Below are 22,273 nucleotides of genomic sequence, written 5' to 3'. Positions count from 1 at the left end.
CTTTGGTCCCCCTGGCGTAAGCTGGGGGCCGGATACTCGACAGATTCACATACGCGCCCCGCCGTCATGCGTTTCGGGGGAATGGAATTCGACCTAGATGTTAGCCTTCATTTCCTTTCGTAGTGTTTCACTGCCGCGTTTTTGGGCAATTTCCCTATTTGGGGTGGCTGCCGCCTTCCTCGCAGCGCCCGCGCCGGCCCAGCCCGCGCCCCAGGAAATCCTGCGTCCGGACACCATGGACGCCCGGGTTGCCGCCTGTACGGCCTGTCATGGCGCGCAGGGCAAGGCCGGCGCCGATGGCTACTATCCGCGCCTGGCCGGCAAGCCGCAGGAGTACCTGTACCACCAGTTGCTCAATTTCCGCGACGACCGGCGTCAGTACCGGCCCATGACGCACCTGCTGACCGGGCTGCCCGACGACTACCTGCGCGAGATCGCCGCGTATTTCTCTTCGCAGCATGTGCCGTATCCGGCGCCGACGCGCGCCGAGGTCTCCGCCGCCACGCTGGAAGCCGGGCGCAAGCTGGCCTTGAGCGGCGATGCTGCGCGCGGCCTGCCCGCCTGTGCCGCCTGTCACGGCGCCGCCCTGGGCGGCGTGCTGCCCGCCATTCCCGGCTTGCTTGGGCTGCCGCGCGACTACATCGGTTCGCAGATCGGCAGCTGGAAGAACGGCCTGCGCCGTGCGGCCGAACCGGACTGCATGGCCGACATCTCCAACAAACTCACTCCCCAGGACATCGGCGCGCTGGCCGCGTGGCTGTCCTCGCAACCCGTCGTGGAACCCTACGCGCCAGAGGCCGCGGGTTCGATACGCCTGCCCGCGGAATGCGGCAGCCAGGCGCAACGGTAAGGGAGAGGCCGGATGTCGATCATGAAGAAAGTCCTGTCCCTCCTGTTGCTGCTCGCGGTCGTCGCCCTCGGCGGCCTCTACTGGTTCGGTACGCGCGACGACGCCAGCACCGGTCCCGCCGCGGCCGCGGCCGATACCGCGACGCTGGTGGAGCGCGGCCGCTACCTTGCGCTTGCCGGCAATTGCATGGCCTGCCACACCAGCCGCGGCGGCAAGGCGCTGGCGGGCGGCACGCCCATCCCCACGCCGTTCGGCACGGTCTACGGCCCGAACCTCACGCCCGACGAAAAAACCGGCATAGGCGCGTGGACCGCGGATGATTTCTGGCAGGCGCTGCACAACGGCAAATCGCGCGACGGCACGCTGCTGTATCCCGCTTTCCCCTACACCGAATACACGCGCGTGACGCGCGCCGATTCCGACGCGTTGTACGCCTATCTGCGTACCGTGGCGCCCGTGGACCAGCCCAACCGGCCGCCCGAGATGGAATTCCCCTATGACCAGCGGGCGCTGCTGGCCGCCTGGCGCGCGCTGTACTTCAAGCCGGGCGTGCAGGAGGCCGACGCGGGGCAATCGGTGCAGTGGAACCGCGGCCGCTATCTGGTCGAAGGGCTGGGGCATTGCGCCGCCTGCCATACGCCGCGCAATAGCCTGGGGGCGTTGCGTTCGGCCGACCCGTTGGCCGGCGGTGTGATTCCGGTGCTGGATTGGTACGCTCCGCCGCTCACCAACGACATGGAAACCGGCATGGGCAGATGGTCCGCCGAAGACATTGCAGCCTTGCTCAAGACTGGCATTTCGAAGCATTCCAGCGCCAGCGGGCCCATGGCCGAAGTGGTGCTGGGCAGCACACAGCACCTGACCGACGCTGACGCGCTGGCCATCGGCGTCTACATCAAATCCCTGCCCGCCACGGCGGCCTCAACGGAACGCACGCGGACGGCTGTCGCGCCGGCGGCCATGGAGCTGGGCGGCAAGATCTACCGCCAGCAATGTGTCCAATGCCATCAATCCGCGGGCGAAGGCAGCGGCACGGCGTGGCCCGCGCTGGCCGGCAATCCGACCGTGACGGCGCCGTCGCCCGTCAACGCGATCCGCATGGTGCTGGATGGCGGCTACGCTCCGGCTACGGCGGCGAATCCGCGGCCGCACGGCATGCCGCCCTTCGGACAACTGCTCAACGACGGCGACATCGCGATGCTGGTGACGTACATCCGCAATAGCTGGGGCAATGAGGCGGGCGGCGTGACACCGCTGGAAGTCAAGCGGGCGCGCGCCGCATCGACGCTGAACTGACGCGGAATCAGCGCGCTTTGACGGCCTGTGCGCAGGCCTCGCGCGCCAACTCCCCCAGCACGCGGATGGCGGCCTGCGCAGCGGCGTCCCAAGGATGCCCGTAGTTCAGGCGCAGCGCGCTGCCGAACTGGCCGCTGGCCGAAAAGATCGGTCCCGGCGCCACGCTGATGCCGCGCGCCAGCGCCTGGCGATGCAGCGTCAGCGCATCCACCGCGGCCGGCAGTTCCAGCCACAGGAAGAACCCGCCTTGCGGACGCGTCACGCGCGTACCGGCCGGGAATTCCTGGGCGATCGCCTCGGCCATGCGCTGCTGCTGTGTCTGCAGCGTTTCGCGCAGGCGGCGCAGGTGGCGGTCATAGCCGCCCTGTTCCAGGTATTCGGCGATGGCGCCCTGGGCGGGGCCGGACGCCGATAGCGTCGACGACAGTTTCAGGCGCTGCACGCGTTGCGTGTAGCGGCCGGCCGAGGTCCAGCCGATGCGGTAGCCCGGCGCCAGGCACTTCGAAAACGACGAGCAATGCAGCACCAGCCCCTGGGTGTCATAGGCCTTGGCGGGTACCGGGCGCACCGATCCGAAATACAGCTCGCCGTATACATCGTCTTCGATCAACGGAATGTCGTGGCGTGCAAGCAGCTGGACCAGTTGCCGCTTTTTCTCATCGGGCATCAGGCTGCCCAGCGGGTTCTGGAATTGCGTCATCAGCCAGCAGGCGCGCGGCGCATGACGCTCGATGGCGGCCTGCATCGCGTCCAGGTCGATGCCGGTGCGCGGATGCGTCGGTATTTCCAGCGCCTTCAGTCCATGGCGCTCAAGCGCCTGCAAGGCGCCATAGAACGTGGGGGCCTCGACCATGACCGTGTCGCCGGGCTGCGTGACCGCCTGCAGGCAGAGATTCAGCGCTTCCAGCGCGCCGTTGGTGACGACGATGTCGCTGGCCGGCACGTTGATGCCGCCGATCAGGTAGCGCAGCGCGATCTGGCGGCGCAGGCCGGGATTGCCCGGCGCCAGGTCTTCCACCGTGTCCAGCGGATCCTGGCGCTTGAGGTGCACGGCCATGGCCTGGGCCAGCCGCGGCAGCGGAAACAGCAGCGGGGAAGGGAAGGCGGAGCCCAGCGGCGTCACGTCGCGGTTGCGCACCGAGCCGAGGATGTCGAAGATGCGTTCGCTGATCGCGAGCTCCGTCGATTCTCCGTCCGGACTGGAGGCGCCGGGTTCGGGCGGCAGGGATGCGGCAGGGGCGTTGACGTAATAGCCGGAGCGCGGCTGCGCCCGGATCAGGCCGCGCGCTTCCAGCAGATAGTAGGCCTGGAACACCGTCGACGGACTGAGGCCGCGCGCCGCGCACGCGTCCCGCACGGAGGGCAGCTTGTCGCCCGCGCGCAATACGCCGTCGCGGATCGACTTGGCGATCTCGGCGGCCAGAGTTTCATACAGGCTCAAGGTGCCGCCGGCCGATGTGCGCCTACTTGCTGCTTTGCAGGATCGCCATGGCCTGGCGTTCCATGAATTCGCCCAGCGTGTCGATGCCGCGCAGCTTCAGGATGGTGTTGCGCACGGCGGCCTCGACCAGCACCGCCAGGTTGCGGCCCGCGGCCACTTGCAGCATGACCTTGCGCACCGGCAAGCCCAGCATGTCCTGCGTGATGTCCTGCAGCGGCAGGCGCTCGAACTTGTCCTGTGCGGTGGCGCGCACCAGGTGCACGATGAGCTTGAGGCGCATCTTGCGGCGCACGGAGGTCTCGCCGAAGATGGTGCGGATGTCGAGCAGGCCCAGGCCGCGCACTTCCAGCAGGTTCTGCAGCAGCTGCGGACAGTGGCCTTCGATCATGTTGGGGGCCGTGCGCGAGAACTCCACGGCATCGTCGGCCACCAGGCCGTGTCCGCGCGAGATCAGTTCCAGCGCCAGTTCGCTCTTGCCCAGGCCGGATTCGCCGGTGATCAGCACGCCCAGTCCCAGCACGTCCAGGAACACGCCGTGCACGGTGGTGGTGGGCGCCAGCTTCTTGCCCAGGTAGATGCGCAGCAGGTCGATCAACTGCGCGGCCGCCACCGGCGTGGAGAGCAGCGGCACCTGATGCTGGTCGCACTGGTCGATGAGGTCTTGCGGCGGGGTCAGGCCGTCGGCCAGCAGGATCGCGGGCACGCCGCCGATCAGCAGCTCGTCCATGTGATGCATGCGGCGGCGCAGGTCGAAGCGGGTGTAGTACGCCAGCTCTTCCTGTCCGAACACCTGGATGCGGGACGGATGGATCAGGTTCAAGTGGCCGACGAGGTCCGCGGCCGACATGCCGTCGTCGGGAATTGCGCGGTCCGCGGCGCCTTGGCCGGAAATCCAGTTAAAGGGGATTTTGTCGGCGTTGTCGTCGACGAGTTCCTGCACCGTGAGCATGGCTGCGCTTCCGCGTGGAGTTCAGAGTTGGCCGGTCGTGAGCATCTTGTGGACGACAGCGGGATCGGGCTCTGTGGCCAGGGCCTCGCGCAAGGCCTTGTTCGACATGAGCTGCGCCAGTTCGGCCAGGATGTCCAGGTGCTGCTGCGTGGCCGTTTCCGGCACCAGCAGGCAAAGCAGCATCGACACGGGCTGCCCGTCAGGCGCATCGAAAGTGATGGGCTGGGCCAGGCGGATGAAGGCCGCCAGGGCCTGTTCCAGGCCCTTCACCCGGCCATGCGGCACCGCCACGCCCTGCCCGAGCGCGGTGGAGCCCAGGCGTTCCCGGGCGAACAGGCTGTCGAAGACGAGCGCGCGCGCCAGGCCATGGTTGTTTTCAAAGAGAAGGCCGGCCTGTTCGAACGCACGTTTCTTGCTCGTTGCGAGCATATCGAGCACGACGTTGCCGGCGGGTAGGATGCGCGACAAATGATTCATCGGGTCATTATATGGTTATATGACGCACTGCAATAATCGGCCTCTGAGATGCGTCCTCGGCTCGGTCGCATCATGGGGCGGCAAGAGCGACAGCATAGACCGATAGCGGCGGATTGTGGGCATTCTTGCTCCCGGCGGCGGGGCTGGCCCTGGGGAAAGCGTCGGAAACCTGGAAAAACGGAATCGCCGGCGGAACCGGGAATAGGGGACAAATAAGGGGGGGTACTGCGGGAGGTACTACAAGGAGGGGAAGTTTGCCGATGCCCCAGCTGGACGTTGCGTCTAGCGGGACACCGGGACTCAGGCAGGATTTCTAGAATCGCTGTTTAGCTAGTCTCGCAGTGCGAGTGCTCATGAAGCGCGTTACTGCTGGGGTGGCGTTAGATTTGCCGCTTGCCGCTTCACGGACTCCGCCGTGTGACTTCGTACCTTGTCCTTGTGCTTGATGACCTGACGGTCGACTTTGTCAGCAAGAAGGTCTATGGCTGCATAGAGGTTTTCATCGGTTGCTTCACAATGAATGTCCTTACCGCTTAGACGCATGGTGATTTCGGCTCTATGCCGCAGGGGCTCTACCGAGAGCATGACCTGGGTATCGATGACGTGATCGAAATGCCGCAGCACTCGCGCCAGTTTGTTCATGACATATTCCCGGATGGCCGGGGTGACGTCGAGGTGACGACCGCAGATGCTCAGGTTCATAGTGTGCTCTCCTTCTAAAAGAGGAAAAAAGGGTGCGCAAAAAGCGCGGCTGATTCGTTAGGCGTTCTCCTTGATTGAGCGGGTTCGTTTAGTACTAGTGTATAGACTCGGGCCGATAAAACAAGCTGACCTAGCGCAAGTTCATGGCATTTTTATGGCTGAGGCCCCAGGGTGCATGCGGCTTTGCGCAGGCGGCGCCTAGGGGTCTTCCCCAGGGCCGCATTACATGCGGAAATGCTCTCCCAGATAGACCCGGCGCACGGCGGGATCGCCCACGATTTCATCGGGATGGCCGTCGGTCAGAACCTTGCCTTCGCTGATGATGTAGGCGCGGTCGCAGATGCCCAGGGTTTCGCGCACGTTGTGGTCGGTGATCAGCACGCCGATGCCGCGGCCCTTCAGGAAGCGCACGATACGCTGAATCTCGATCACGGCGATGGGGTCCACGCCGGCGAAGGGCTCGTCCAGCAGGATGAAGCGCGGGCTGGTGGCCAGCGCGCGCGCGATTTCCACGCGGCGGCGTTCGCCGCCCGACAGGGAGATCGCGGCGTTGCTGCGGATGTGGCCGATCTGCAGTTCTTCCAGCAGCGATTCCATCTGCTCGTTGATCTTGGGCGTGGACAGCGGACGTCCATCCGGCCCCAATTGCAGTTCCAGCACGGCGCGGATGTTCTGTTCCACGGTCAGGCGGCGGAACACGGAAGCATCCTGGGGCAGGTACGACAGGCCCATGTGCGCGCGCTTGTGGATCGGCATCGAAGTGATGACGGAGCCGTCGATCTCGATGCGGCCCGCATCCGCGGGCACCAGGCCCACGATCATGTAGAAGCTGGTGGTTTTGCCAGCCCCGTTGGGGCCGAGCAGGCCCACCACTTCGCCGCTGACCACGGACAGGGATACGTCCTGCACCACGGTCCGGCCGTTATAGGTCTTGCGCAAACCAGTTGCGCGCAGGCTGCCCTGCTTGACGCCCGAGGGCGCGGAGGTTACCGGAGTCGGCACTGAAGGTTGGTTCATCGTGGCTGCGAGTGGTGTTGCATGGGAGGCGTTCAACGCCCCTTCTTGGCTGCCTGCTGCTTGCGGCATTCGGCGATGGCTGCGTCCGACTTGGCGCGCGGTTCAGCCACCGAACGGACCCGGCCGCCGGCCGCGGCGGAGTTGGGGCCGCCATGGGCTTCGTAGGTGCCGGTCTTCTCGTTGTAGCGTACCCGCTCGCCGCGAATGGTATCGAACGGTTTCCCACAGACGTAGCGGATCACGACCGCCTGGCCGATCAGGTCGAAGGTGCTCTTGGTGCCGTCGTATTCGGCGCGCAGGCCGGTGCCTTCGATGAGCTCGAAGGTTTCCGGGCGTTCCTGGCGGATGGTCACGATCTTGCCCTTGTTGGCGGTGGCCGTGCCGTACTGGTTGCCTTGCGCGTCTTCGTTCATTTCCAGCACGTCGGACGTCAGGGTCATGAGGCCGCGCGTCATGTTGACGTTGCCGGTGAAGACGCTCTTCTTCTTCACGTCGTCGTAGTGCAGGGTGTCCGACAGGATCAGCGTGCTGGGCTCTTCCGCCGGCGTCGCTGCCTTGGGCGCCGGATCCGCGGCATGGGCCGGGGCCAGTGCCGAGGCCGTCAGCAGGATGGCGCCGAGCAAGCGGGTCGTCGGGGCAAGGAGAATCCGGAGGTCGGTCATGGTTTTTTCTGGTCAGTGTTGTTGGCGGGAATTTCGGTCCGGCGTTGCTGCCTGCCTTCGGAACCGGCAATTTCCACATCGGTCGATGCCGAAACCTGCAGTTGGCGCGTTTTGTTGTTGTAGTGCATGCCCGTGCCGTTCATGCGCGAACGGCCTTTGATGACTTCCGCCGGCAGGTCGGTGTAGACCACGTCGTCGTCGGGCAGGATGATCAATTGCTGGCTGCGCACGTCCAGCAGGTCGTTATTGGCGTCCGGCTGGCGGCGCACGTGGGCGTCGCCGTTCATGACGATGCGCTTGCCGCCTTGCTCCATCACGGCGGTCTTGGAGACGGCCACGGTGATGGGGTTGTCCTCGCGCTGGCCCACGGCGCGCGGCGAGGTCACATGGTAGGAATCGTCATCCGGGAAATGTTCGGCGTAGTCGCCTTCCAGCCGGTTGATGGGCTTGCCGTTCGGGTCGGTGCGCAGCATGACGAAGTCGCGCGACCAGGCGTCCATTTCGTGGGTGACGCGGCGCGGCGGATCCGTCTGGATGGCCCGCTGCGCGTAATCCGCCGCCCACCACGAGCTGGCGACCAGCACCAGCAGCAGGAACAGCGCGATCAGGGAGGGAAAACGTTCTTTCATCGGGTCTGCCGCAAGGGCGTATGGGTTGTCCTGGCGGTCATTGGATGGCGCCCGGGCCAAGCAGGCCAGGCGCCGCCAGGAAGGCGCCCAGGCGTCCCTGGGCCGCCAGCAGCAGGTCGCAGCATTCGCGCACGGCGCCGTTGCCGCCGGTGTGCGTGGAGACCCAGTGGGCGGCCTGGCTGACGTAGCCCGGCGCGTTCGGCACGCTGGCGGCGAAGCCGGCGCGCTGCAGGGCCGGCAGGTCGATGACGTCATCGCCCATGTAGCCGGTCTGGTTCAGTTGGACACCGCTGCGCTGCGCGAGTTCGGCCAGGGCGCCGCCTTTGTCCCGTACGCCCTGGATGACCTCGGCGATACCCAGTTCGGCGGCGCGGCGCGCCACGATGGGGCCGGAGCGCCCGGTCATCAGCGCAACCTTCAGGCCGCCTTCCATCAGCAGGCGCAGTCCGTGGCCGTCCAGCGCGTTGAAGCGCTTCTGGAGTTCGCCGTTGTCGCCGTAATAGAGGCTGCCGTCGGTCAGCACGCCGTCCACGTCGAACACCATCAGGCGCACTGCGGCGGCGCGTTCGCGCACGCCGGCGGGGATGCGGGCCAGGACCAGCGCTTCGGCCGGATGCGTCACGGGTACAGAAAGAGTCATATTCATACCACTTTGGCGGCCATCAGATCATGCATGTGCAGGGCGCCGAGCAGAACGCCGTCGCTGTCCAGCACGAGCATGTGGTTGAGCCGTAGTTTGTCCATTTGCTGGGCCGCCTCGACGGCCAGCGCGTCGGGAGTGATGCTGCGGGGCGAGCGCGTCATGCCGGATTCGACGGTCAGGCTGCGGATGTCGCCCTGCCGGGCGATCAGGCGGCGCAGGTCGCCGTCGGTGAAGATGCCTAGGGGGCGGCGCTGCGCGTCGGTTACGACGGTCATGCCCATGCCCTTGGCGGACATGACTTCCAGCGCCTGGGATACGGGGGTGCCGGCCATGACGATGGGCAGGGCGTCGCCCTGGCGCATGACGTCGCGCACATGGGTCAGCAGGCGGCGGCCGAGCGCGCCGCCTGGGTGCGAGCGGGCGAAATCCTGCGGGCCGAAGCCGCGGGCCTCCAGGCAGGCGACGGCCAGGGCATCGCCCAGGGCCAGCGCAGCGGTGGTGCTGGCCGTGGGCGCCAGATTCAGCGGGCAGGCTTCCTGCGCCACGCTGGCGTCCAGGTGGACGTCGGCCAGCCGGGCCAGTTCGGACTGCGGATTGCCGGTGATGGCGACCAGCTTGGCGCCCATGCGGCGGGCGACAGGCAGGATCGTCAGCAGTTCCTGACCGGAGCCGGAATAGGAAATCGCGATGAGGACGTCATCCTGGGTGATCATGCCCAGATCGCCGTGGACGGCCTCGGCGGCGTGCACGAAAAAGGCCGGCGTGCCGGTCGAGGCGAGGGTCGCCGCGATCTTGCGGGCCACGTGGCCGGTCTTGCCGATGCCGCTGACGACCACCCGGCCGCGGCAGGCCAGCAGCATCGCGACGGTCTGCGTGAAGCTGTCGTCCAGCCGGGCGGACAGGTCCATCAGGCCCCGGCATTCGATCTGCAGCGTTCTGCGCGCAGATGCCAGCGCGGTCTCGGACGATGTTGTGGGATGGTCAGTCATACGTGGATTTTAATATCAGTATGCGGGTTTGCCCCCGGAAAGGGCGTATGGCATGCTGGCGGGTCATTTCAACGGCTTTCCAACTTTTTTCCAGGCCCGCTCCATGTCCAGCATTTCCAGCCCCGTCCTTGGCACGCCTTTGTCCCCCTTGGCCACCCGCGTCATGCTGCTCGGGTCCGGCGAATTGGGCAAAGAGGTCATCATTGCCCTGCAGCGGCTGGGCGTGGAAGTCATTGCCGTGGATCGGTATGCCGACGCCCCGGGCCACCAGGTGGCGCACCGGGCGCATGTGGTCTCGATGACGGACCCGCAGGCCCTGCGCAAGGTCATCGAACAGGAACGGCCCCACGTTATTGTCCCCGAAATCGAAGCCATTGCCACCAATTTGCTGGTGGAGCTGGAAGAGGCGGGCGTGGCCCGGGTGACGCCGACCGCGCGCGCGGCCCAGCTGACCATGAACCGCGAGGGCATCCGCCGGCTGGCGGCTGAAACCCTGGGGCTGCCGACCTCGCCGTACCGATTTGTCGACACCGAAGAAGAACTGCGCGCGGCCATCGACGGCGGCATCGGCTATCCCTGCGTCATCAAGCCGGTCATGTCCTCCTCGGGCAAGGGCCAATCCGTCATCAAGAGCGCTGACGACGTCGAATCCGCCTGGCGCTACGCCCAGGAGGGCGGCCGGGTGGGCGGCGGGCGCGCCATTGTCGAAGGCTTCATCCGCTTCGACTACGAAATCACCCTGCTAACCGTGCGCGCCCGCGGCGCCGACGGCCAGGTCGAGACCCGCTACTGCGAACCCATCGGCCACAAGCAGGTCGACGGCGATTACGTGGAAAGCTGGCAGCCGCACCCGATGTCTCCCGCCGCGCTGCAACGTTCGCGGGACATCGCACTGGCGGTCACCTCCAACCTGGGAGGCCTGGGCATCTTCGGCGTGGAGCTGTTCGTGGCGGGCGACCAGGTCTGGTTCTCGGAAGTCAGCCCGCGTCCCCACGACACCGGCATGGTCACCATGATCACCCAGGTCCAGAACGAATTCGAACTCCACGCCCGGGCGTTCCTGGGACTGCCGGTGGATACCAGCCTGCGCCAGCCCGGCGCCAGCAGCGTCATCTACGGCGGGGTCGAGGCCGCGGCGGTCTCGTTCCACAACGTGGCCGAAGCGCTGGCCGAACCCGGCACCGACCTCCGTCTCTTCGGCAAGCCTGAATCCTTCGTCAAGCGCCGCATGGGCGTGGGCCTGGCCGTGGCCGAGGACGTGGCGGCGGCTCGCGCCAAGGCCAAGCGGGTGTCGGCGGCGGTGTCCGTCAAGGCCGGCTAACGCTTCTTTTTCCCTTTTTCCGGCGGCCACCAGCTCACCGGCTGGTGGCCGCTTGCGCTTGTCCGCGGCTTTTGCCAAACCCGCGGAAGCCGTCTGTCACTGCCGCGACATCATGTCTTGCGATCATCCCCCTGCCGCCGGTGTGGTTTGCGCTTTCGCATGGATTGTTTGATAATTTCGGAAATTCCAGAATTTTCTGAAATCGGTGTAACTGTTTTTATCGGCCAGGGCGACGCGTCCTGGCCTTGTCGGCGTAGCGCAACCCATGGCCCTGTCTCCCCAAAACGAACGATTCGTCCTGCATTTCGGCGAAATGGGCAGCCGGTGGGGCGTGAACCGCACGGTCGGCCAGATCTACGCCCTCCTGTTCCTGTCGCCCAAGCCGCTGAATGCCGATGACATTGCCGAAACCCTCGGCTTCTCGCGCTCCAACGTCAGCCTGGGGCTGAAGGAGCTGCAGTCCTGGCGGCTGGTCAAGCTCATGCATCAGGTCGGCGACCGCCGCGACTACTTCGAAACTCCCAAGGACGTCTGGGAGATCTTCCGCATCCTGATGGAAGAAAAGCGCAAGCGCGAAATCGATCCCACGCTGACCCTGCTGCGGGACACCTTGCTGGAACCCCCGTCGGGTCCGGATGAGGCATACGCGCAACAACGCATGAACGACATGCTGGAGCTCATCGAACTGTCCACCGGATGGTTCGATGAGGTTCAACGACTGCCGCCAGAAACCCTGCAGAACCTGATGAAGCTCGGTTCGAAAGTGCAGAAGGTGCTGGGTTTCGCCGGCAAATTGCGGGGCAAGGGCTAAGCCTGATCCGCCCCGATTTTTCAGGAAACCTCTATGAAGTTGTATGCAACGCCCGTAACATGGCGCGAGAGACGGCCTGGGAACCATGCCGGTTGCCGCGGCACCTCAACTGCTTGGGAGCGACCCAATGATTGATCTCGACGTCGTAAATCTGTCGCGATTCCAGTTTGCCGCGACCGCGCTCTACCACTTCCTCTTCGTCCCCCTCACGCTAGGCCTGTCGTTCATCCTGGCCATCATGGAAAGCGTGTACGTCATGACCGGCCGCGCCATCTGGAAGCGGATGACGATGTTCTGGGGCACGCTCTTCGGCATCAACTTCGCATTGGGCGTCGCCACCGGCGTCGTGATGGAGTTCCAGTTCGGCATGAACTGGTCCTACTACAGCCATTACGTAGGCGACATCTTCGGCGCGCCGCTGGCGCTCGAAGGGCTGATGGCCTTCTTCCTGGAAGCGACCTTCGTCGGCCTGTTTTTCTTCGGCTGGAACCGCATGTCCAAGGTCAGCCACCTGATCGTGACCTGGCTGGTGGCGTTCGGCACCAATTTTTCGGCGCTGTGGATCCTGATCGCCAACGGCTGGATGCAGAATCCGGTCGGTTCGATCTTCAATCCCGACACCATGCGCATGGAGATGACCGACTTCGCCGCGGTGATCTTCAACCCCGTGGCGCAGGCCAAGTTCGTGCACACGGTCAGCGCAGGCTACGTCGCGGGCGCCATGTTCGTCATGTCGATCAGCGCCTGGTACCTCCTGAAGGGCCGCCACATCGACCTGGCCAAGCGCTCGATGGCGGTCGCCGCCAGCTTCGGTCTGGCCTCGGCGCTGTCGGTCGTGGTGCTGGGAGACGAAAGTGGCTACCTCACCACCGAACACCAGAAGATGAAGATCGCGGCCATCGAGTCCATGTGGCACACCGAGCCGGCCCCCGCGTCCTTCAACCTGATCGCCATCCCCAACCAGGCCGAGCGCAAGAACGACTTCGCCATCGAGATTCCCTACGTCATGGGCATCATCGGCACGCGTTCGCTCACCACGCCGCTGCTGGGCATCGACGACCTGATCCGCCGCGCCGAAAACCGCATCCGCGATGGCATGGTGGCCTATGACGCCTTGCAGAAGATCCGCGCCAATCCCAAGGACGTGGACGCGCGCATGGTGTTTGACAAGACCTGGCCCGACCTGGGCTATGCGCTGCTGGTCAAGCGCTATCAGCCCGACATGAGCAAGGTCACCGAAGACGACATCAAAAAGGCCGCCGTCGATACCGTGCCCAATGTGGCGCCGCTGTTCTGGGCGTTCCGCATCATGGTGGCGGTGGGCATGTACCTGATCCTGTTCTTCGGCGTGGCCTTCTGGCTGGCCTCGCGCGGGCGGCTGGACAGCCGGCGCGGTCTGCTCAAGGTGGCGTTGTGGAGCCTGCCGCTGCCCTGGGTCGCCATCGAAAGCGGTTGGTTCGTTGCCGAATACGGCCGCCAGCCCTGGGTGATCGAAGGCGTGCTGCCGACCTACTACGCGGCTTCCGGCCTGACCATCGTCGACCTGGCGATCAGCCTGACGATATTCCTGGTGCTGTACACGGTGCTGCTGATCATCGGCGTGAAGGTGATGCTGCACGCTGTGAGGAAGGGACCGAAATCCGATGGGCCGGCGCCCGGCGCTGCCGCCGCCGATCCTGTGCACGCTGCCGTGCGGGCCTGAAGGAGAGACAGCGATGGATACTCTTATTCCTTTCGACTACGGCACGCTGCGCGTGGTCTGGTGGGTGCTGCTGGGCGCGTTGCTCATCGGCTTCGCCGTCATGGACGGCTTTGACCTGGGCGTGGCCGCGCTGCTGCCGGTGGTCGCCAAGACCGACGTCGAGCGCCGGGTGGTGATCAACGTGGTGGGACCGGTCTGGGAAGGCAACCAGGTCTGGCTCATCACCGCGGGCGGCGCCATTTTCGCGGCATGGCCCTTGCTGTACGCCGCGTCGTTCTCCGGGTTCTATCTGGCGATGATGCTGGTGCTGATCGCGCTGATCCTGCGGCCGGTCGGCTTCAAGTACCGCAGCAAGATGGAAGGCACCAGCTGGCGCAACCGCTGGGACGGCGTGCTCTGTTTCTCGGGCGTGGTGGCCTCGCTGGTGTTCGGCGTGGCCATGGGCAACATCATCCTGGGCGTGCCGTTCACGTTCGATCCGGTGACCTTGCGTCCGATCTATGAAGGCCACTTCTACCAGTTGTTCATGCCGTTCGCGTTGTTGGCCGGCGTGCTCAGCGTGGTGATGCTGGCCATGCACGGCGCCGTGTTGCTGGCCTGGCGCACGGAAGACCCGATCTCGTCGCGCGCCCGCAACTGGGGTAGGCTGTGCGCCTTGCTGACCGCGGCGCTGTTCGCAGCGGGCGGCTTCTGGGTGGCAAGCGGCTTGCCTGGCCACGTGATCACCAGCGCGGTGGACATGGCCGGTCCGTCGGACCCGATGCTCAAGGCCGTGACGGTGCAAAACGGCGCCTGGATGGCCAACTACGCGAAATGGCCGCTGATGTGGATCGCGCCCGCGCTGGGCGTGGGCGGCGCCGTCCTGGTGGCGCTGCTGCTTAGCGTGCGCGCCAACGTGCTGGCGTTCCTGGCGTCGTCGGTGTCGATCGCTGGCGTGATCCTGACGGTGGGCTTTTCGCTCTTCCCGTTCATCATGCCCTCGTCGACCAAGCCGCAGGCCGGCCTGACCATTTGGGACGGATCCTCCAGCCACTTGACGCTATGGATCATGGTGATCGCGGTCGCCATCTTCCTGCCCATCGTGACCGTCTACACCGCTTGGGTCTACCGCGTCATGCGCGGCAAGGTCACCCATGAGTCGGTCGGCGACACGCCCAACTCATACTGATAAAGGAGCCTCCACCATGTGGTATTTCTCGTGGATACTCGGTCTGGGCCTGGCGTGCGCCTTCGCCATCCTCAATGCAATGTGGTTCGAGCTGCGCGAGGGTCATACCCATGATCCGCGCGCCAGCCGCGACGACGAGTGAGCGGCGGCGCCAGCAGCCTCGAGCACGATCCCTCGGCCACCCTGAACAAACCGCCGCGCGAACAGTCGCGGTGGTTGATGGCGCTCGCCAAGACGGCCAGGCTGCCGCTGATGCTGGCGGGCGCCGCGCCTCTGGTCAGCGGCGCCTTGCTGGTGGTGCAGGCCTGGTTGCTGGCCAGCGTGCTCGACGCGGCCATCGTCAGGCAGGCGCCCCGGCAGGAGCTGCTGGGCGACATCCTGGCTATCGCAGGGCTCATGCTGGTGCGCGCCTGCATCACCTGGGCGGGCGAGCGCGCGGGCGCGGACGCGGCCGAGCGCATCAAGCGCTACGTGAGGCTGTCGCTTTTCCGGCGTTTGGTGCAGAAGGGGCCGTACTGGAGCCGGGGGCAGGCGTCTGGAGAACTGGCGAGCGCAGTGGTGGACCAGGTCGAGGCCCTGGACGGGTTCTTTGCCAAGTATCTGCCCGCCATGGCCGCGGCCGCCATGCTGCCGGTCGCTTTTTCGGTGGTGCTGCTGCCGATGGACGTGATTGCCGGACTGGTCCTGCTGATCACGGCGCCGTTGATTCCCTTGTTCATGGCCCTGGTGGGCTGGGGCGCCCAGGGCGCAAGCCGCCGGCACCTGCGCGCCTTTGCGCGCTTGTCGGGCTTCTTTGCCGATCGGCTGCGCGGTCTGTCCACCCTGAAGCTCTATGGCCGCGCCGAGGCTGAAGCCGAGTCCGTCGTGGCGGCCAGCGACGCGCTGCGCCAACGCACGATGTCGGTGCTGCGCATCGCGTTTCTTTCATCGGCGGTGCTGGAGTTCTTCGCGGCGCTGGGCGTGGCCGGGGTGGCGGTCTACATCGGATTGACCTATCTGGGATTCCTGGATCTGCGCTGGTCGCCGCTCACTCTGCAGGCAGGGCTGTTCTGTCTGCTGATGGCGCCGGAGGTCTATGCACCGTTGCGCCAGTTCGCGGCGCACTATCACGATCGCGCGGCCGCGCTTGCGGCAGTTTCGCAGATCTCCCTGCTGTTCGATGGCTTGCCGCAGGCTGGCGATGCTGCAACCGATGGAGCGCCTGGCGCAGGCAAGGCCGCCGCAGGCCCGGGACGCGTTTCCAAAAGCCGCGGCCCCGGCGCCGCCCTGGCCATCGCGGGTTTGAACCTTGACGCGCCAGGCCGCAGCCAGGCGGTACTGGCGGACGCTGGCCTGACCTTGGCGCCCGGCGAGCATGCCGCGCTGATGGGGCCCAGCGGCATCGGCAAATCCTCCCTGATCGAGGCGATTGCGCGCCTGCGGCCGTTTCAAGGCGATATCCGCATCGACGGCGTGCCCTTGCCGGATTGGGGCGAGGCGGCACTGCGCCAGCGCGTGGCGCTGATTGGGCAGAAGCCGCAGCTGCTGACGGGATCCATCGCCGACAACATTCGCCTGGGGCGTCCGGAGGCTTCCGATGCCGAAGTGCAGACGGCCGCGCGCCGCGCCTGCGTGCTGGAGTTCGCCGAGGCCCTGCCGCAAGGGCTGGCGACGCAACTGGGCGGCCGCGGGCACGGCCTGTCCGGCGGCCAGGCGCAGCGCGTCGCGCTGGCGCGTCTATTCCTGCGCGATCCGGGCTTGATCCTGCTGGACGAACCCACGGCGCATCTGGACGAAGGCACGCAGGCGCGCGTGCTGGACGCGATCCTGGAATTCTCGGCCGGCCGTACCTTGTTGCTGGCAACGCACGCGCCCGCGGTGGCGGCCCGGCTGGGCAGGACGTTGCAGGTGGTTGGCGGAAAAGTGGAAGACGCATGAAGAATCTGTTGTTGCTCCTGCCGCTCTATGTGCGCCGTAAAAGCGGGCTTTTACTCGCATTGTTCTGCGCGCTGGCCACCGTGGCGGCCGGCGTGGGCCTGCTGGGCGTGTCGGGCTGGTTCCTGACCGGCGCGGCGCTGGCGGGGGCGGGCGGCGCGTTCAATCTGTTTGCGCCTTCGGCGCTGGTGCGGGGTTTGTCGTTCCTGCGCATCGTGGCGCGTTACGCCGACCGCGTAGTGGGCCATTCCGCCACGCTGCGCCTGCTGGCGGACCTGCGCGCCAAAGTGTTCTCGGCCTTGATCCGGCTTACGCCGCGGCAATTGGCGCGCTATCGCGACGGCGATCTGGTGGCGCGCATGACGGGCGACGTCGACGCGCTCGATACGGTCTTCCTGTTTGTGCTGGCGCCCTTGATCACCGCCATCCTGGCGGGAGCGGTGTTGACCGCGGTGTTGGGATCGTGGGTGCCCGCCGCCGCACTGGCGCTGGCCCTGGCCTTGCTGGTCGCATGCGTGCTGGTGCCCTTGTGGCTGCTGCGCGCCGCGCGCAAACCTGGCGCGGCGGCCCAGGAGAGCGCGGCGGGACTGCGCGCCGCGACGCTGGACGCGGTGGATGGGCATGCCGACATGGTGGCCTTGCACGCGCAGGCGCAGACGGCCGCGCATTTCGAACGTCTGTGCGACGCCAGTGCGCTCGCCCGCCGCAGCCAGGCGCGGGTGGCTGCGCGGGGACAGTTTTTCCTGCAGGCCGCCGCCGGCGCATCGGTGCTGGCCTTGCTCTGGTTCGGCCTGGACACGCTGGAGATGGGGCGCATGGAAGGTCCCACGCTGGCCGGATTGTTGCTGGCGGTCATCGGCATTTTCGAAGTGGCCGGCCCGATCATGCGGGGCGCATCGCGCATGGGCTCGGCCATCTCGGCGGCCGGACGCATCCGTGAAGTCACGCAAAGCGAGCCGGACATGCAGGATCCGACGACGCCCCGGGCCTTGCCCGAGAGCGGCGCGCTGGAGCTGGACGGCGTGCGCTTTGCCTATCCCGCCCGGGGAGCGGCCGCGAGTCCGCCCGTGCTGGCCGGCGTAAGCCTGCGCGTGGCGCCTGGCGAACGGATCGCCATCGTGGGACCCAGCGGCGCGGGCAAGTCGACACTGTTGCACCTGCTCCTTCGTCTGGAAGACCCGCAGGCGGGACAGGTGCGTTTCGGCGGCTGCGACGCGCGCGCCTGTACGCAGGCGGATTGGCACCGGCGCATCGCGCTGCTGTCGCAGGACGCTCCCGTGTTCCTGGGAACCCTGCGCACCAATCTGCTCATCGGCGATCCCGAGGCGGACGACGCCGCCTTGTGGCGCGCGCTGGACGCTGCGCGGCTGGGCGACTTCGTGCGTGGCCTGCCCGATGGCCTGGACACCTGGGCGGGGGAGACTGGGTCGCAGCTGTCGGCGGGACAGGCGCGCCGCTTGTGCCTGGCGCGTGCGCTGTTGTCGCCAGCTGCGGTCATCGTGCTGGACGAACCCACTGCCGGTCTGGACGTCGAGGCCGAAGCGGCATTCTTCAGCGATCTGGCGGGCGCCTTGCGGGGACGCGCCGTGGTGCTGGCCACCCACGCTGCGTTGCCCGCAGGGGCGGTCGATCGCCGCTACGCACTGCAGGGCGGCCGGCTACAGCAATGTGAATTGTCATCGCGGACGGCAACCCTGGCTTAAGCGCTGTTGCGAGGTTATAGTTCGCCTTGCTTCAATTCTTCAGGGCCGTCTTCCATGCAGACCGACAACGCCGAGTACATCCGGCGCACCATCCGCAGCGTTCCAGACTGGCCCCAACCCGGTGTCATTTTTCGCGACATCACGCCCGTGCTGCAGGATCCGCGCGCGTTCCGGGTGCTTATCGATCTCTTCGTCTATCGCTATATGCGCCAGCGCCTGGACCTGGTGGCTGGCGTGGATGCGCGCGGCTTCATCGTGGGCAGCGTGCTGGCTTACGAACTCAATCTGGGCTTTGTGCCGGTGCGCAAGAAGGGCAAGCTGCCGTTCCGCACCGTGGCCGAGGAGTACTCGCTCGAGTACGGCAACGCGTCGGTTGAAATGCACACGGACTCCGTGCGCACCGGCCAGCGCGTCCTGCTGGTGGACGACCTGATCGCCACCGGCGGCACCATGCTGGCCGCCATCAAGCTGCTGCAGCGCCTGGGCGCCAACGTGGTCGAGGCGGCCGCCATCATCGATCTGCCCGACCTGGGCGGTTCCGCCAAGGTCGCCGCCACCGGCACGCCGCTCTACACCGTCTGTCAGTACAGCGCCGACACGCCCGCGTAACTCATCAACAACCGCCGCTCAAGCGTCCGACAACCTGGGTTGTATGAAATCCAGGAAAGCCTTGGTCTTCGCCGGCAGCATGCGCGAAGGCAGCAGCGCGAAGAGCGGCAGGGGCGTCAGGCTCCACTCCGGCAGCACCCGCACCAGGCCCGCTTGCTTGATGGCGCGTTCCATCGCGTCAAAGACCAGCAGCGGCGTGATGCCCAGGCCTTGTCCGGCCAGCCGTCCGAGCATGCCGACGTTGTTGGCCGACAGGCGTCCCGACACTTGTACGCGTTCCACCTTGTCGCCCGAATGCAGCATCCAGAAGGATGACTCCTCGCGCATGGTGGGGCGCAGACATTCGTGATGGCTGAGATCCGCGGGCACCCGAGGCTCGCCGTGGCGGGCCAGGTACTCGGGAGAGGCATATAGCTGATGGGCCATCAGCACGATCTTGCGCGAGATCAGGCTGGAGTCCGGCTGCTGGCCAAAGCGCAGGATCAGGTCGAACGGATTGCTGATGGGGTCGATCGGGCGCATGCTCAGATCGAAGTCGCATTCGATATCCGGATGCTGCTCGCGGAATTCGCTGATGACGGCGGGCAGGAACAGCTGCGCCAGGCTGGTGGGCAGCGAGATACGCAGGCGTCCCTTGGGTTGCACCGCCATGTCCAGCAACTGATCGTGCGCAATGCGCGCTTCTTCCACGATATGACGGCAGCGTTCGAAGTAGATGGCGCCGGCCTCGGTCAGGTCGATCTTGCGCGTGCTGCGGTTGAGCAGCCGCATGCCGATGCTGCGCTCCAGTTCGCTGACGCGGCGCGAGAGCGTGGACGTGGGAATATTCAAGGCTTCGGCCGCGTGGCTGAAGTTCTTGCGCTTGGCGACTTCGACAAACAGAGCGATGTCGTTAAGCTGGATATCCATGGGGGCTCTCACGATTTAATTCCATTTCTGGGTGGATTCATATGATAAATGGAATAATTGTCCCGCCAGTAGAAATGTCTATTTCCCCACGCTGAACGGCGCATCCACCCGATCAGCTGCATATGTTCTCTTACCTAGCTTGCTTCCCGCTGAATGCTGGCAAGTCTTGCCGTCGCTGGATGGTATGGGGAACTGTGCAGAAAATGCGCAGATTCTGGCGATAACATCCCGTAATTGTCCCATCTGTGCAAATATGTTCCCCAAAATAAGGGTTTTTACTAGGCTGCAATCGCCAGATACTTCGTCCCAGCAATCAAATTGTCATATCGCACCTGCCAGCCTGGCAGAAGACGATGTGCAAGGTTTAGGATGGAGTCATCTCAATGAAAGCCCTAGCTACCGCACTCATGGTTACCGCAACGTTGGTGGGTATGTCCGCCGCTCACGCCGATGGCAAGACGCGTGAACAGGTCCAGCAGGAACTGCAAGCCGCCAAGGCCGCCGGCCAGGTCACGTTTGGTGAACTGGACTACCCGCCCGCCACCGTCGAGCGCACCAGCCTGTCGCGTGAACAAGTCCAGCAGGAACTGCAAAGCGCCAAGGTCGCTGGCCAGGTGACCTCTGCTGAACTGGACTACCCGCCCAAAGCCGCCGTGTCGCAAACCGCCGGCAAGAGCCGCGAACAAGTGCGCCAGGAACTGGCTGAAGCCAAGGCGCGCGGCGAGTACAGCTTCGGTGAACTGGACTATCCGCCCCAAGGCCGTTAAGTCGCCCCGCTACCAAGGAAAAAGCCCCTACGGACGCCGAGGGGCTTTTTTCTGCGCGGTGCGCACGGCCGCGCTTGCCAAATAGTGTCGCGTTTGCGCATCAGAATTGTACGAATCAGCCAACAAGTCTTGTTGGCCGGTCAGGCGCGGCAGGAGAATGTCTGAGGCTTGTTTGATTTTTTGCGAGCCTTAATTCGCATTTGATATCAACACGTTAACGCAGGTTTCCAAAGAGGGTAGCTAGTAAGAGGGCCGTGATTATCCCAACCATGGAAAGTAGTTCTTCGAAATCCGGGTTACTTCGAATTGGCGCAGGCTGGACACTGGCTTCAGTGCATGCGCCGCTAACTTGTTCGCAGCGGCACGCAGACTCCCAGCTCTGTGCGCGGTGGGTTTGCGGTTTGCCTTTCATCTCGCCATTTTGGGGACTTATATGAAGAAGACGCTATTGGCTGTCGCGCTGCTGGCTGGTTTTGCCGGCGTTGCGCAAGCCGCAGACTCCGTGACGCTGTACGGCTTGATCGACGCCGGTATCGGCTACGAGAAGGTCAAGTTCGACGGCAATTCGCAAAGCCGTTTCGGCGGCGTGCAGGGCGTGAGCAGCGGCTCGCGTTTTGGCCTGCGCGGTACCGAAGATCTGGGCGACGGCCTGCGCGCGGTGTTCACGCTGGAAGGCGGCTTCGGCCCCATGAACGGCAAGTCGCTGCAGAACGGTCGCCTGTGGGGCCGCCAGGCCACCGTGGGCCTGGACAGCGATACCTGGGGCCGCCTGGAATTCGGCCGCCAGACCAACCTGGCTTCCAAGTACTTCGGTTCGATCGACCCGTTCTCGATCAGCTACAACACCGCCAACATGGGTACCACGTTCGGTAGCGCCAACACGATGCGCCTGGACAACATGGTCCTGTACCAGACCCCCAGCATGGGCGGCTTCAAGGTGGGCGTGGGTTACTCCTTCAGCGCCGATGACGCCGTCAGCGACACCTCGCAGACCGGCTTCCAGACTGGCAACAACAACCGCGTGCTGACCGCGGGCGTGCAATACGTCAACGGCCCGTTGAACCTGGCTGCGGCGTATGACCGCTTCAATCCGTCCAACGGCCAGACCGGCGGCAAGTCCGAAGCCCGCATCCAGGAATACATCCTGGGCGGTTCGTACGACTTCGAAGTCGTGAAGGTTGCGGCGGCATTCGGCCAGACCCGCGACGGCTGGTTCGTCGGCCAGAACATGGGCACCACGCCCGCTGGCATGCAGAACCTGGGCACGTTCAAGCTGGCCGACGGCTTCCGCGCCAATTCGTACATGATCGGCGCGACCGTGCCGCTGGGCCGCCACGCGGTCTTCGGTTCGTGGCAGCGCGCGACCGCCAGCAACGACAAGCTGACGGGCGACGACGCAACGTTCAACGTCTACAGCTTGGGCTACACCTACGACTTCACCAAGCGCACCAACCTGTACGCGTACGCCTCCTACGGCGACAACTACGCGTTCCAGCGCGATGCGACCGACACGGCAGTCGCCGTGGGTGTGCGTCACCGTTTCTAAGCGCTAGGACGTCCGGCAAGACCTTGCTGAATGCGCGGCTCATCTCCGTGGGCCGCCGAGTGACAGCGAACCCCCCCACTGGTTGCCGCCGGACGTTTGTAGAGCAGGGAAGGGAAGGGCCTCCGCAAGGAGGCCCTCTCGTTTTTTATGCGCCCGCGTGAAGGGCGT

Annotated in this window: 22 protein-coding genes; 12 read left to right on the top strand and 10 right to left on the bottom strand. The window is 65.5% G+C overall.

The window, feature by feature from the left end; all coding sequences use genetic code 11:
• Positions 1-97: 97 nt before the first annotated feature.
• Both IB268_RS21370 and IB268_RS21365 read left to right on the top strand, forming a co-directional pair.
• A complete protein-coding gene (locus tag IB268_RS21370) occupies positions 98-850 on the top strand; it encodes a c-type cytochrome (protein ID WP_192330259.1) in 753 nt (250 codons plus the stop codon).
• A gap of 12 nt (positions 851-862) precedes the next feature.
• Entirely contained in the window at positions 863-2,146 is a 1,284-nt protein-coding gene (locus IB268_RS21365) for a cytochrome c (protein WP_054457767.1), read from the top strand.
• 7 nt (positions 2,147-2,153) lie between these two features.
• Here the strand turns inward: IB268_RS21365 and IB268_RS21360 are convergent, their stop codons facing one another.
• From IB268_RS21360 to IB268_RS21320, 9 genes are all read right to left on the bottom strand, one after another.
• Positions 2,154-3,587 carry a PLP-dependent aminotransferase family protein gene (locus tag IB268_RS21360; RefSeq protein WP_192330257.1) on the bottom strand — a complete coding sequence of 478 codons (1,434 nt, stop codon included), beginning with the start codon at positions 3,585-3,587 and terminating at the stop codon, positions 2,154-2,156.
• Positions 3,588-3,609: 22 nt separating this feature from the next.
• Entirely contained in the window at positions 3,610-4,536 is a 927-nt protein-coding gene (hprK, locus tag IB268_RS21355) for an HPr(Ser) kinase/phosphatase (protein WP_013396727.1), read from the bottom strand.
• 21 nt (positions 4,537-4,557) lie between these two features.
• Entirely contained in the window at positions 4,558-5,013 is a 456-nt protein-coding gene (locus tag IB268_RS21350; RefSeq protein WP_006389881.1) for a PTS sugar transporter subunit IIA, read from the bottom strand.
• Positions 5,014-5,376: 363 nt separating this feature from the next.
• Positions 5,377-5,715 carry a ribosome hibernation-promoting factor, HPF/YfiA family gene (gene hpf, locus IB268_RS21345; protein ID WP_013396726.1) on the bottom strand — a complete coding sequence of 113 codons (339 nt, stop codon included), beginning with the start codon at positions 5,713-5,715 and terminating at the stop codon, positions 5,377-5,379.
• 222 nt (positions 5,716-5,937) lie between these two features.
• A complete protein-coding gene (lptB, locus tag IB268_RS21340) occupies positions 5,938-6,732 on the bottom strand; it encodes an LPS export ABC transporter ATP-binding protein (protein ID WP_054457765.1) in 795 nt (264 codons plus the stop codon).
• 32 nt (positions 6,733-6,764) lie between these two features.
• Positions 6,765-7,394, bottom strand: a complete 630-nt coding sequence (gene lptA, locus IB268_RS21335) for a lipopolysaccharide transport periplasmic protein LptA (protein WP_054457764.1) — start codon at positions 7,392-7,394, stop codon at positions 6,765-6,767.
• On the bottom strand, positions 7,391-8,023 hold the full coding sequence (gene lptC / locus IB268_RS21330; protein ID WP_054457763.1) for an LPS export ABC transporter periplasmic protein LptC: 633 nt from the start codon (positions 8,021-8,023) through the stop codon (positions 7,391-7,393). Before lptC ends, lptA begins: the two co-directional genes overlap by 4 nt.
• 37 nt (positions 8,024-8,060) lie before the next feature.
• A complete protein-coding gene (locus tag IB268_RS21325; RefSeq protein WP_082401242.1) occupies positions 8,061-8,669 on the bottom strand; it encodes an HAD family hydrolase in 609 nt (202 codons plus the stop codon).
• Complete coding sequence (locus tag IB268_RS21320; RefSeq protein ID WP_192354774.1) at positions 8,666-9,655, bottom strand: SIS domain-containing protein; 990 nt, start codon at positions 9,653-9,655, stop codon at positions 8,666-8,668. Before IB268_RS21320 ends, IB268_RS21325 begins: the two co-directional genes overlap by 4 nt.
• A 103-nt stretch (positions 9,656-9,758) precedes the next feature.
• Here IB268_RS21320 and purT point away from each other — a divergent pair, with 103 nt between their 5' ends.
• The 8 genes from purT (at position 9,759) to IB268_RS21280 (ending at position 18,883) form a co-directional block, all read left to right on the top strand.
• Positions 9,759-10,976 (top strand): formate-dependent phosphoribosylglycinamide formyltransferase, encoded by a 1,218-nt coding sequence (gene purT, locus IB268_RS21315; RefSeq protein ID WP_054457792.1) that lies wholly within the window; start codon positions 9,759-9,761, stop codon positions 10,974-10,976.
• 265 nt (positions 10,977-11,241) lie between these two features.
• Positions 11,242-11,787: a GbsR/MarR family transcriptional regulator gene (locus IB268_RS21310; protein ID WP_059378283.1), complete on the top strand. Its 546-nt coding sequence runs from the start codon at positions 11,242-11,244 to the stop codon at positions 11,785-11,787.
• 127 nt (positions 11,788-11,914) lie between these two features.
• The gene (locus IB268_RS21305) at positions 11,915-13,489 is read left to right on the top strand and encodes a cytochrome ubiquinol oxidase subunit I (protein ID WP_119450190.1); all 1,575 of its coding nucleotides are present in this window, start codon (positions 11,915-11,917) and stop codon (positions 13,487-13,489) included.
• Positions 13,490-13,502: 13 nt separating this feature from the next.
• On the top strand, positions 13,503-14,657 hold the full coding sequence (gene cydB / locus IB268_RS21300) for a cytochrome d ubiquinol oxidase subunit II (protein ID WP_192354773.1): 1,155 nt from the start codon (positions 13,503-13,505) through the stop codon (positions 14,655-14,657).
• 16 nt (positions 14,658-14,673) lie between these two features.
• A complete protein-coding gene (gene cydX, locus IB268_RS21295) occupies positions 14,674-14,799 on the top strand; it encodes a cytochrome bd-I oxidase subunit CydX (protein ID WP_043546919.1) in 126 nt (41 codons plus the stop codon).
• Positions 14,796-16,574 (top strand): thiol reductant ABC exporter subunit CydD, encoded by a 1,779-nt coding sequence (gene cydD / locus IB268_RS21290; RefSeq protein WP_119450191.1) that lies wholly within the window; start codon positions 14,796-14,798, stop codon positions 16,572-16,574. The genes cydX and cydD overlap by 4 nt, the downstream gene beginning before the upstream one ends.
• Positions 16,571-18,274, top strand: a complete 1,704-nt coding sequence (gene cydC, locus IB268_RS21285; protein ID WP_119450192.1) for a thiol reductant ABC exporter subunit CydC — start codon at positions 16,571-16,573, stop codon at positions 18,272-18,274. Before cydD ends, cydC begins: the two co-directional genes overlap by 4 nt.
• A 54-nt stretch (positions 18,275-18,328) precedes the next feature.
• On the top strand, positions 18,329-18,883 hold the full coding sequence (locus IB268_RS21280; protein ID WP_054457754.1) for an adenine phosphoribosyltransferase: 555 nt from the start codon (positions 18,329-18,331) through the stop codon (positions 18,881-18,883).
• Positions 18,884-18,901: 18 nt separating this feature from the next.
• Here IB268_RS21280 and IB268_RS21275 read toward each other — a convergent pair whose 3' ends face one another.
• On the bottom strand, positions 18,902-19,792 hold the full coding sequence (locus IB268_RS21275) for a LysR family transcriptional regulator (protein WP_013396712.1): 891 nt from the start codon (positions 19,790-19,792) through the stop codon (positions 18,902-18,904).
• Between the two features lie 383 nt (positions 19,793-20,175).
• On the opposite strand from IB268_RS21275, the gene IB268_RS21270 reads away from it, so the two are divergent.
• Positions 20,176-20,559, top strand: coding sequence for a DUF4148 domain-containing protein (locus IB268_RS21270; protein ID WP_192354772.1), 384 nt, complete (start codon positions 20,176-20,178; stop codon positions 20,557-20,559).
• 433 nt (positions 20,560-20,992) lie between these two features.
• Positions 20,993-22,105 (top strand): porin, encoded by a 1,113-nt coding sequence (locus IB268_RS21265; RefSeq protein ID WP_054457752.1) that lies wholly within the window; start codon positions 20,993-20,995, stop codon positions 22,103-22,105.
• Positions 22,106-22,273: the final 168 nt, after the last annotated feature.

Origin of the sequence: Achromobacter sp. ACM01 (genome assembly GCF_014851745.1) — a bacterium.
Lineage (GTDB): Bacteria > Pseudomonadota > Gammaproteobacteria > Burkholderiales > Burkholderiaceae_B > Achromobacter > Achromobacter aegrifaciens.
This window is presented reverse-complemented; position numbering and strand designations above follow the sequence as displayed.

Excerpts from the sequence above, each read along its gene's own strand:
- IB268_RS21320 (WP_192354774.1), bottom strand. The coding sequence starts at position 9,655 with ATGACTGACCATCCCACAACATCGTCCGAGACCGCGCTGGCATCTGCG.
- IB268_RS21270 (WP_192354772.1), top strand. The coding sequence starts at position 20,176 with ATGAAAGCCCTAGCTACCGCACTCATGGTTACCGCAACGTTGGTGGGT.
- lptC (WP_054457763.1), bottom strand. The coding sequence starts at position 8,023 with ATGAAAGAACGTTTTCCCTCCCTGATCGCGCTGTTCCTGCTGCTGGTG.
- IB268_RS21370 (WP_192330259.1), top strand. The coding sequence starts at position 98 with ATGTTAGCCTTCATTTCCTTTCGTAGTGTTTCACTGCCGCGTTTTTGG.
- IB268_RS21350 (WP_006389881.1), bottom strand. The coding sequence starts at position 5,013 with ATGAATCATTTGTCGCGCATCCTACCCGCCGGCAACGTCGTGCTCGAT.
- IB268_RS21275 (WP_013396712.1), bottom strand. The coding sequence starts at position 19,792 with ATGGATATCCAGCTTAACGACATCGCTCTGTTTGTCGAAGTCGCCAAG.
- lptA (WP_054457764.1), bottom strand. The coding sequence starts at position 7,394 with ATGACCGACCTCCGGATTCTCCTTGCCCCGACGACCCGCTTGCTCGGC.
- hprK (WP_013396727.1), bottom strand. The coding sequence starts at position 4,536 with ATGCTCACGGTGCAGGAACTCGTCGACGACAACGCCGACAAAATCCCC.
- cydB (WP_192354773.1), top strand. The coding sequence starts at position 13,503 with ATGGATACTCTTATTCCTTTCGACTACGGCACGCTGCGCGTGGTCTGG.
- IB268_RS21280 (WP_054457754.1), top strand. The coding sequence starts at position 18,329 with ATGCAGACCGACAACGCCGAGTACATCCGGCGCACCATCCGCAGCGTT.
- cydX (WP_043546919.1), top strand. The coding sequence starts at position 14,674 with ATGTGGTATTTCTCGTGGATACTCGGTCTGGGCCTGGCGTGCGCCTTC.
- IB268_RS21365 (WP_054457767.1), top strand. The coding sequence starts at position 863 with ATGTCGATCATGAAGAAAGTCCTGTCCCTCCTGTTGCTGCTCGCGGTC.
- hpf (WP_013396726.1), bottom strand. The coding sequence starts at position 5,715 with ATGAACCTGAGCATCTGCGGTCGTCACCTCGACGTCACCCCGGCCATC.
- lptB (WP_054457765.1), bottom strand. The coding sequence starts at position 6,732 with ATGAACCAACCTTCAGTGCCGACTCCGGTAACCTCCGCGCCCTCGGGC.
- cydC (WP_119450192.1), top strand. The coding sequence starts at position 16,571 with ATGAAGAATCTGTTGTTGCTCCTGCCGCTCTATGTGCGCCGTAAAAGC.
- IB268_RS21310 (WP_059378283.1), top strand. The coding sequence starts at position 11,242 with ATGGCCCTGTCTCCCCAAAACGAACGATTCGTCCTGCATTTCGGCGAA.
- purT (WP_054457792.1), top strand. The coding sequence starts at position 9,759 with ATGTCCAGCATTTCCAGCCCCGTCCTTGGCACGCCTTTGTCCCCCTTG.
- IB268_RS21325 (WP_082401242.1), bottom strand. The coding sequence starts at position 8,669 with ATGAATATGACTCTTTCTGTACCCGTGACGCATCCGGCCGAAGCGCTG.
- IB268_RS21265 (WP_054457752.1), top strand. The coding sequence starts at position 20,993 with ATGAAGAAGACGCTATTGGCTGTCGCGCTGCTGGCTGGTTTTGCCGGC.
- IB268_RS21305 (WP_119450190.1), top strand. The coding sequence starts at position 11,915 with ATGATTGATCTCGACGTCGTAAATCTGTCGCGATTCCAGTTTGCCGCG.